Genomic DNA, 7,007 nt, shown 5'->3' with positions numbered 1-7,007 from the left:
GGCGACCGCGCCGCGCTGGACGCCGCCATCGACGACGCCTTTCCCGGCAGCCGCCTGCATATCGATTTCCAGGCCGGCGGACGCTTCGCCGTCGAGCTGCGCCAGGAAGGCCTGCTGCGCCCCCTGAGCGCCGCCGAACTGTCCGACGGCACCCTGCGCTACCTGCTGCTGGTCGCTGCCCTGCTCACGCCACGGCCGCCATCATTGATGGTGCTCAACGAACCGGAAACCAGCCTGCATCCGGATCTGCTGCCGGCACTGGGTCGCCTGATCATCGCCGCCTCGAAGCAGACCCAGGTGTGGGTGGTATCCCACGCCAGCCACTTGATCGCCACGCTCAAGGAAAGCCCGCAATGCAACACCCTGAAACTGGACAAGCAGCTCGGCCAGACCAGCATCCGCGGCCAGGGCATGCTGGACGAGCCGCCCTGGCACTGGCCGGATTGAAACCTGTGGATTGATACGGACGCCCGTAGGGTGCGCCGCGCACACCTGCGTTCCACGGGCACCGTGAATCTGGGCTACGTTTTTTGCAAACCTCGGTGCGCACAGCGCACCCTACGATTTCTACCCGGTCTCAGAGCCCGTCGAGATAGCGCTCCACATCCAGCGCCGCCATGCAGCCGGCACCGGCCGAGGTAATGGCCTGGCGATACACGGAGTCGGCCACATCGCCGGCGGCGAACACGCCGGGAATGCTGGTGGCGGTGGCATTGCCGTCGCGCCCACCATTGACCACCAGGTAACCGTCTCTCAGCGCCAGTTGGCCTTCGAACAGACTGGTGTTGGGCGTATGGCCGATGGCGACGAACAGGCCGTCCACCTTCAGCTCGCGATAAGCACCGCCGTATTGCTTCAGACGCACACCGGTGACGCCGCTGGCATCGCCGAGCACTTCGTCGACCTCGGCATTGAGCTGCAGCTCGATCTTGCCCTCGGCCACGCGCTCCTGCAGCTTGTTCTGCAGGATCTTCTCGGCGCGAAACCCGTTGCGACGATGGATAAGGGTCACCTTGCTGGCGATATTGGCCAGATACAGCGCCTCTTCCACCGCGGTATTGCCGCCGCCGACCACTGCCACTTCGCGGCCGCGATAGAAGAAGCCATCGCAGGTGGCGCACGCCGAAACGCCGCGCCCCATGAAGGCCTCTTCGCTGGGCAGGCCGAGGTAACGCGCACTGGCGCCAGTGGCGATGATCAGCGCGTCGCAGCTATAGGTGCCGCCGTCACCGACCAGGGTGAAGGGCTTGCCGGCCAGGTCCACGGCGTTAATGTGGTCGAAGACGATTTCGGTGTCGAAACGCTCGGCGTGCTCCTGCATGCGCTGCATCAGCGCCGGCCCGGTGAGGCCGTGGGGATCGCCCGGCCAGTTGTCCACCTCGGTAGTGGTGGTGAGCTGACCACCAGCCTGGATGCCGGTGATCAGCAGTGGCTTGAGGTTGGCGCGCGCAGCGTAAACCGCGGCGCTGTAACCGGCAGGACCGGAACCCAGGATGATGACGCGGGCATGACGAACGGCAGACATGACTAACTCCTCGCAGGCCACAGGGCCGGCAGGCCAGATAAAAAGGGACTCTCGAAGCGCTAGGGGAAGGCTTGGAAGGATGAGAGCCCCGCAAACGGGAAACTGGGCGCAAGGCTATCGGGGCCGCTGGCGAAGCGGAAATACCCATTGCCAATTTGCGGCATAGAGCGCCGCTATCACCTGGCCAAAGGCGCGGCCTGACTATACTGGGCGCATCGCTTTCAGGGACGAACGCCCGCCATGACCCTGCGCAGACGACTGTTCTCGCTATTCGCCCCGCTACTGCTCCTGACCCTGCTGCTCGTTCAGTTGCTGTCCAACCAGTTGCTGCTGAGCCGCTTCGACCAGCAAGACAAGCAGCGCCTCCAGGAAACGGCGCACAGGGCTCACCTGATCCTGCTCGGCCATATCGAACGCACCACCGGCCTGCTGCACAGCTATGCCTGGTGGGACCCCAGCTACGAGCTGGCTCAGGGCCGCGGCAACGCCAGCCTCTACCTGCGGCAGAATCTCGACAGCCTGCAGCTGGCCAACTACGACTTCGACTTCATGGCGCTGTTCGACGATGCCGGCAAACTGGTGTTGGAACAGTGGGCGCCGCCCGACCTGGCGGACCTGCTGCCGGTCGGCCACGACCGGCCACGCAGCATTGCCAGCCTGCGCAGCGATATCTACAGCCGCAGCCAGCGCCTGAATCTGCTTCGGCACCAAAGCGATGCGCAGTTCAGAACCGGCCAGGTGCTGCTGATCCAGGGCGTGCCCGTGCTGCTGGTGAGCAGCGCCGTGAGCAACAGCCAGGGCACCGCCAGCGCTGTCGGCACACTGCTGGCCGGCCGCTTTCTCGACGGGCAGCGCCTGCATGCGCTGGACCGGCAATTGCCCGACAGCAGTCTGCACCTGCTCCCCGCGGGCGTCGACCCGAAGGGCTGGCAGCTGCTGCCGGAGCGCCAGACATTCACCGCCGAGCTTGGCCCACGCAGGCTGCTGGACGAGCAGCAGCAACAGATCGAGCTGCTGCTCAACAACAGCGACGACGAGCCAGAGTTGCGTCTGCAGCTGACCTCTCAGCGCATCAACTACCACAAGGGCAAGGAGGCCATCGAGTTCTTCCTCAGCGTCAGCTTCCTCATCGCCCTGGCTGCCGCCGGCCTGGTCTATCTCGGCCTGGAGTACTGGGTCCTGCACCGTCTGGAACGCCTAAACCGGGAAATCGCCGGTATCGGGCAGCAGGCTCGCCTGCCTCGGGTGAGCAGCCTGGGCAATGACGAACTGGGCGAGCTGGCCGCCGCGCTGAACCAGATGCTCGAACGTCTCGATCAGAGCGAGGAGCGCGACCGGGCGATCCTCGAGTCGATCCAGGACGGCTACTTCGAGGTGGACACAGAGGGACGCTTCACCCGGGTCAATCGCGGCATGGAACTGTCCCTCGGCTATCGCAGCGAGGAGCTGCTGAACATGCCCTTCACCCAGCTGCTGCTGACGGAGAAGGTCGAACAGGCCGAGACCACCTTCCAGCAGGCGCAGCAGGACAGCAGTCTCAGCGGCTTCAACCTGCAGCTGCGTCGTGCCGATGGCAGCCTGGGCGACTTCGAGGGGCGACTGTCGCAGATCCATACCCAGGACGGGACCTTCGTCGGCTATCGCGGCATCCTGCGCGACATTTCCGAGCGCGCCGCGCACCAGCGTCATCTGCATGACCTCGCCTATCGCGACCCGCTGACCAGCCTGGGCAACCGCAAGGCCTTCCACGAGCAGTTGCAGGGGGATCTGCAGCAGGCCCTGAACGAAGGCAGCGTACTGGCGCTGTTCTTCATCGACCTGGACCACTTCAAGCAGGTCAACGACCAGTATGGCCACGACGCCGGCGATGCCCTGCTCTGCGCCATCGCCGCCAGGCTGCAGCATGGCCTGCGGCAACCCGGCAAGCTCTACCGCCTGGGGGGCGACGAATTCACCCTGCTCATGCCACAGGCCACCGCCGAAGCAGCCCGGGCGCTGGGCGAGCGCCTGCTCGGCAGCCTTGGCGCACCGTTCGAGATCGCCGGACACAGCATCGATTTTGTCACGCCCAGTGTCGGCATCGCCCTCTGCCCGCAGCACGCCACGGACAGCGAGGCGCTGATCAAGGCCGCCGACAGCGCCATGTACCAGGCCAAACGCAAGCGCAATCAGGTCGTGATGTTCGAGCCGTCGGGCGCTGCCGAAACACACTGAGGGGCGCGGAAACTTTCGCCACGCCCGCGAAGTCGGTATGGTCGCGCGCATCCACCACTCAGGAGATCATCATGCCCGCCGCCCCCGTCCTGTCCGGCCCGCAATACCTGCGTGAAGGCCTGAAACTGGTACTCAGCCCAGGCTTGCGCCTGTTCGTGCTGCTGCCGCTGGCGGTCAACCTGATCCTCTTCGCCACGCTGATCGGTTTCGCCGTGCAGCAGTTCGGCGGTTGGGTCGATACCTTCATGCCCAGCCTGCCGAGCTGGCTGAGCTTTCTGCAGTACATACTCTGGCCACTGTTCGTGGTGCTGGTGCTGCTGATGGTGTTCTTCACCTTCACTCTGCTGGCCAACATCATCGCCGCGCCGTTCAACGGTTTTCTCGCCGAGAAGGTGGAGGTGGTGGTGCGCGGCGAGGACAACTTTCCCGCCTTCAGCTGGGCCGAGCTGATGGCCATGGTGCCGCGCACGCTTGGTCGCGAATTGCGCAAGCTGGCCTACTTCCTGCCGCGGGCACTGGCCCTGCTGATCCTCAGCTTCATTCCGGTGGTGAACCTGATCGCCGCGCCGCTGTGGCTGCTGTTCGGCGTGTGGATGATGGCGGTGCAGTACATCGACTACCCGGCCGACAACCACAAGATGAGCTGGCAGGACATGCTCGCCTGGCTGCGCGAGAAGCGCTGGCAGAGCCTGAGTTTCGGCGGCATCACCTACGCCGCCTTGCTGGTGCCGGGGCTGAACATCCTGATGATGCCAGCCGCAGTGGCCGGCGCCACGCTGTTCTGGGTGCGCGAGCGCGGCGCGCAGGGCTAGCCGCGCGTCAGTACCTGCCGCAGCGCGCGCAGCGAGGCCTGCGACTCGCCCTCGATGCGCCTGCGCATCAGCAGCAGGTTGGCCAGCCGCATCAGCCAGCTGTCGAAACCGTACTCGAGGGTACGCACGAACTCGCAGCCACCCTCGACCTCCAGGCACTCGTAGGTCAGCAGCAACTGCAGGCCATGATCGCCCCGTGCACTGGCCTGCCAGCGACGGGCAGGCTGATGCTCGAGCACTTCCCAGCGCAGATGCCCGGCGCGGCCGCCGGCGTGAATGTCTTCCTCGAAGCGCTCGCCGGTGAGCAAGGCGCCTTCGCGCCCGTAGATGCGCAGCGATGACGGGTGCCACTCGGGCCAGTGGGACGGCGCGGCGGCGTAGGCCAGCACCTGCTCGGCAGAGCGCGCGACAAGGATGCGGTGCTGCTGGCGGTTCTGCTGGACGATCGCCTGCGGCTCCCAGTACAGCGTGCCGTACAACCAGTCCATCAGCGGATGGACGATGCCGAAGTTGCGCGAATCCATCAGCTCGCGGCGGTGGTGCAGCGCATGCAGGCGGCGCATCTGGCGAATCCATGGCAAGCGCGAAACCGGGTGCTCGGCCGGCAGATGCTCGCAGGCATGCACCAGTTCGTAGCTCATGTAGCCCAGCAGCATGCTGCCGGCGAACAGCGCGGCGAGGTTGCCATCGAGGTGAGACAGCAGCCACCAGGCGGCGAAGGTCGGCAGGCTGAACAGCACGATCAGCCAGGCCGGAAACAAGATCACGCGCCAGTCGCGCGGAGTCTCGTACGGCATCAGCGTCTCGACGAAGAAGCTGTGATGATCGCCCGTATGGCGCTTGTAGAAGAGTCTGCCGAAGCGCGTCTTGTTGTGGCCAAGACGCTTGTGCACCTGATACTCGCCCCAGCTGAAGAACACCAGCGTGGCCGGCACCAGCAGCCATTGCCAGGCGGCAACCGCATCCAGCGTACGCCACAGCAAGCCCATGCACAGCAGACCGTAGGTCAGGACGAAGGCTGCATGCAGCCAGGGGTTGTACAGCGGATGGATGGCGGCGCGGTAATCGCGGCGAAAAGCCTGGGCGTTGTCGTTGTTGTAAGCCATGGCACTCTCCTGTAATCGACAGCAGTCTAGGCCCGCCACGATCAATCGCATACTCGGCACCGCCTCTGCGCACACCGGGCAGCGTGAACCAGGACACGGCCGGCTCGACCGACATATAAACGCAACAAAAGCGTCACCTTCACTACATCACCGCGGCAGAGACTGCGTACATGGACGCTCCCACTCTGCATATCGCCCTGATCAGCGAAACCTTCCCGCCGGAAATCAACGGCGTCGCCAACACCCTCGGCCGCCTGGTCGATGGGCTGCGCAGCCGAGGCCACCGCGTGCAGCTGATACGCCCGCGGCAGGCGCACGACAGCGCACCACAGCCGGATCCCGAACTGCTGCTGACCCGCGGCTGGCCGCTGCCCGGCTACCCCGGCCTGCAGTGGGGCCAGTCGTCGCTGCACAAACTGCTCAGGCGCTGGAAACGCCAGCGCCCGGACGTGCTCTACATCGCCACCGAAGGCCCTTTGGGGCTCTCCGCCCTGCGTGCGGCAAGGCGCCTGGCGATTCCGGTGGTCAGTGGTTTTCACACCAATTTCCAGCAGTACACTGGGCACTATGGCTTCGGCCTGCTGACCCGCGCCCTGACCAACTACCTGCGCTGGTTTCACAACCGCACGCAGATGACCCTGGTGCCTAGCATCGGCCAGAAGGTGGAGCTGCAGCGCCGCGACTTCGAGCGCCTGGCCCTGCTCGCCCGCGGCGTCGACAGCCAGCTGTTCCACCCCGGCAGACGCTGCGACGAGCTGCGCAAGCACTGGGGCCTGGGGCCGGACGATATGGCGGTGCTGCATGTCGGGCGTCTGGCTGCGGAGAAGAACCTCGGTTTGCTGGTAAAGGCCTTTCGCGCCTTGCAGCAGGCGCACCCGCAAAGGCGCATGCGCCTGATCCTGGTCGGTGACGGGCCGCTGCACGCCAGTCTGCAGGCACAGTTGCCGGATGCCCTGTTCTGCGGGCTGCAGCGTGGCGAGGCGCTGGCCATGCACTACGCCTCGGGCGATCTGTTCCTCTTTCCCAGCCTGTCGGAAACCTTCGGCAACGTGGTGCTGGAAGCCCTGGCCTCGAGCCTTGGCGTCGTGGCCTTCGACCAGGCTGCCGCGGCCCAGCATATCCACCACGGTCATAACGGCCTGCTAGCCCGCCCTGGCGACGAAAACGGCTTCTGCGAAATCGCCTGCCAGGCGCTGGCAGATGCGGAAACGCTGCGTCGCATACGTCTGAATGCGCGCCGCCATGCCAGTCACCTCAGCTGGGAAGGCATCGTGGTGCAGTTCGAGCAGCATCTGCGCGGCGCCATGCAACCGCAGCCGGAAGCTGGCGACAACGCGGAGCTTGCACCCC

General features: G+C 65.5%; 6 protein-coding genes. 4 read left to right on the top strand and 2 right to left on the bottom strand.

Annotation, left to right across the window (positions count from 1 at the left end; all coding sequences use genetic code 11):
• Positions 1-447, top strand: a 447-nt coding sequence (locus N7333_RS23370; protein ID WP_279859455.1) for an AAA family ATPase, incomplete at its 5' end; no start/stop codon positions are given.
• A gap of 130 nt (positions 448-577) precedes the next feature.
• Here N7333_RS23370 and trxB read toward each other — a convergent pair.
• A complete protein-coding gene (gene trxB / locus N7333_RS23365; RefSeq protein ID WP_003243086.1) occupies positions 578-1,525 on the bottom strand; it encodes a thioredoxin-disulfide reductase in 948 nt (315 codons plus the stop codon).
• A 240-nt stretch (positions 1,526-1,765) separates the two neighbouring features.
• On the opposite strand from trxB, the gene N7333_RS23360 reads away from it, so the two are divergent.
• Together N7333_RS23360 and cysZ are read left to right on the top strand one after the other, a co-directional pair.
• The gene (locus N7333_RS23360) at positions 1,766-3,739 is read left to right on the top strand and encodes a diguanylate cyclase (RefSeq protein WP_129483948.1); all 1,974 of its coding nucleotides are present in this window, start codon (positions 1,766-1,768) and stop codon (positions 3,737-3,739) included.
• A gap of 71 nt (positions 3,740-3,810) precedes the next feature.
• Positions 3,811-4,551, top strand: a complete 741-nt coding sequence (cysZ, locus tag N7333_RS23355; RefSeq protein ID WP_003243082.1) for a sulfate transporter CysZ — start codon at positions 3,811-3,813, stop codon at positions 4,549-4,551.
• Here cysZ and N7333_RS23350 read toward each other — a convergent pair.
• A complete protein-coding gene (locus N7333_RS23350; RefSeq protein WP_129483947.1) occupies positions 4,548-5,657 on the bottom strand; it encodes an SRPBCC family protein in 1,110 nt (369 codons plus the stop codon). The two genes, cysZ and N7333_RS23350, sit on opposite strands and share 4 nt — an antisense overlap.
• Positions 5,658-5,827: 170 nt before the next feature.
• Between N7333_RS23350 and N7333_RS23345 the strand changes: the two genes are divergently transcribed.
• A partial coding sequence (locus N7333_RS23345; protein ID WP_279859453.1) for a glycosyltransferase family 1 protein occupies positions 5,828-7,007 on the top strand: 1,180 nt, incomplete at its 3' end.

It is taken from the genome of Pseudomonas sp. GD04158, assembly GCF_029834875.1.
Taxonomy (GTDB): Bacteria; Pseudomonadota; Gammaproteobacteria; order Pseudomonadales; family Pseudomonadaceae; genus Aquipseudomonas; species Aquipseudomonas hydrolytica.
This window is presented reverse-complemented; position numbering and strand designations above follow the sequence as displayed.

What these genes read in the sequence shown, in the direction of transcription:
- trxB (WP_003243086.1), bottom strand. Translation starts at nt 1,525, where the DNA reads ATGTCTGCCGTTCGTCATGCCCGCGTCATCATCCTGGGTTCCGGTCCT.
- N7333_RS23360 (WP_129483948.1), top strand. Translation starts at nt 1,766, where the DNA reads ATGACCCTGCGCAGACGACTGTTCTCGCTATTCGCCCCGCTACTGCTC.
- cysZ (WP_003243082.1), top strand. Translation starts at nt 3,811, where the DNA reads ATGCCCGCCGCCCCCGTCCTGTCCGGCCCGCAATACCTGCGTGAAGGC.
- N7333_RS23350 (WP_129483947.1), bottom strand. Translation starts at nt 5,657, where the DNA reads ATGGCTTACAACAACGACAACGCCCAGGCTTTTCGCCGCGATTACCGC.